General features: G+C 53.3%; 1 rRNA gene. It reads left to right on the top strand.

Features of this window, described 5'->3' with window-relative positions:
• A 16S ribosomal RNA gene (locus KCG48_RS14450) occupies positions 1 to 1,426 on the top strand; the annotation flags it as partial.
• Positions 1,427 to 1,520 lie beyond the last annotated feature (94 nt).

A 1,520-nucleotide genomic window follows, 5' to 3' on the forward strand; every position in this document is an offset into this window, starting at 1 on the left:
ATCCTTAGCGGCGGACGGGTGAGTAACACGTGGGTAACCTGCCTCAAAGTGGGGGATAGCCTTTCGAAAGGAAGATTAATACCGCATAAGCCTCCGGTGCCGCATGGCGCTGAAGGAAAAGGAGCAATTCGCTTTGAGATGGACCCGCGGCGCATTAGCTAGTTGGTGAGGTAACGGCTCACCAAGGCCACGATGCGTAGCCGACCTGAGAGGGTGATCGGCCACATTGGAACTGAGACACGGTCCAGACTCCTACGGGAGGCAGCAGTGGGGAATATTGCACAATGGGCGAAAGCCTGATGCAGCAACGCCGCGTGAGTGATGAAGGCCTTCGGGTCGTAAAGCTCTTTGATCAGGGATGATAATGACAGTACCTGAAAAACAAGCCACGGCTAACTACGTGCCAGCAGCCGCGGTAATACGTAGGTGGCGAGCGTTGTCCGGAATTACTGGGCGTAAAGGATGCGTAGGTGGATATTTAAGTGGGATGTGAAATCCCCGGGCTCAACCCGGGAACTGCATTCCAAACTGGGTATCTAGAGTGCAGGAGAGGAAAGCGGAATTCCTAGTGTAGCGGTGAAATGCGTAGATATTAGGAGGAACACCAGTGGCGAAGGCGGCTTTCTGGACTGTAACTGACACTGAGGCATGAAAGCGTGGGTAGCAAACAGGATTAGATACCCTGGTAGTCCACGCCGTAAACGATGGGTACTAGGTGTAGGAGGTATCGACCCCTTCTGTGCCGCCGTTAACACAATAAGTACCCCGCCTGGGGAGTACGGTCGCAAGACTAAAACTCAAAGGAATTGACGGGGGCCCGCACAAGCAGCGGAGCATGTGGTTTAATTCGAAGCAACGCGAAGAACCTTACCTAGACTTGACATCTCCTGAATTACCCTTAATCGGGGAAGCCCTTCGGGGCAGGAAGACAGGTGGTGCATGGTTGTCGTCAGCTCGTGTCGTGAGATGTTGGGTTAAGTCCCGCAACGAGCGCAACCCTTATTTTTAGTTGCTACCATTTGGTTGAGCACTCTAAAGAGACTGCCCGGGTTAACCGGGAGGAAGGTGGGGATGACGTCAAATCATCATGCCCCTTATGTCTAGGGCTACACACGTGCTACAATGGTGAGAACAAAGAGACGCAAGACCGCGAGGTGGAGCCAATCTCACAAAACTCATCCCAGTTCGGATTGCAGGCTGAAACTCGCCTGCATGAAGCCGGAGTTGCTAGTAATCGCGAATCAGCATGTCGCGGTGAATACGTTCCCGGGCCTTGTACACACCGCCCGTCACACCATGAGAGTTGGCAATACCCGAAGTCCGTGGGATAACCGCAAGGAGTCAGCGGCCGAAGGTAGGGTCAGCGATTGGGGTGAAGTCGTAACAAGGTAGCCGTAGGAGAACCTGCGGCTGGATCACCTCCTTTCTAGGGAGTCGACCGAAGAGTAATGTCTTCGGAAAACCGAAAGCGCAAGCTTTCGACCAATGCTTTGGTCTGCCGTATTCTGTTTAATTTTGAG

Source organism: Proteiniclasticum sediminis (assembly GCF_018128025.1).
In the GTDB taxonomy this organism is placed as follows: Bacteria; Bacillota; Clostridia; order Clostridiales; family Clostridiaceae; genus Proteiniclasticum; species Proteiniclasticum sediminis.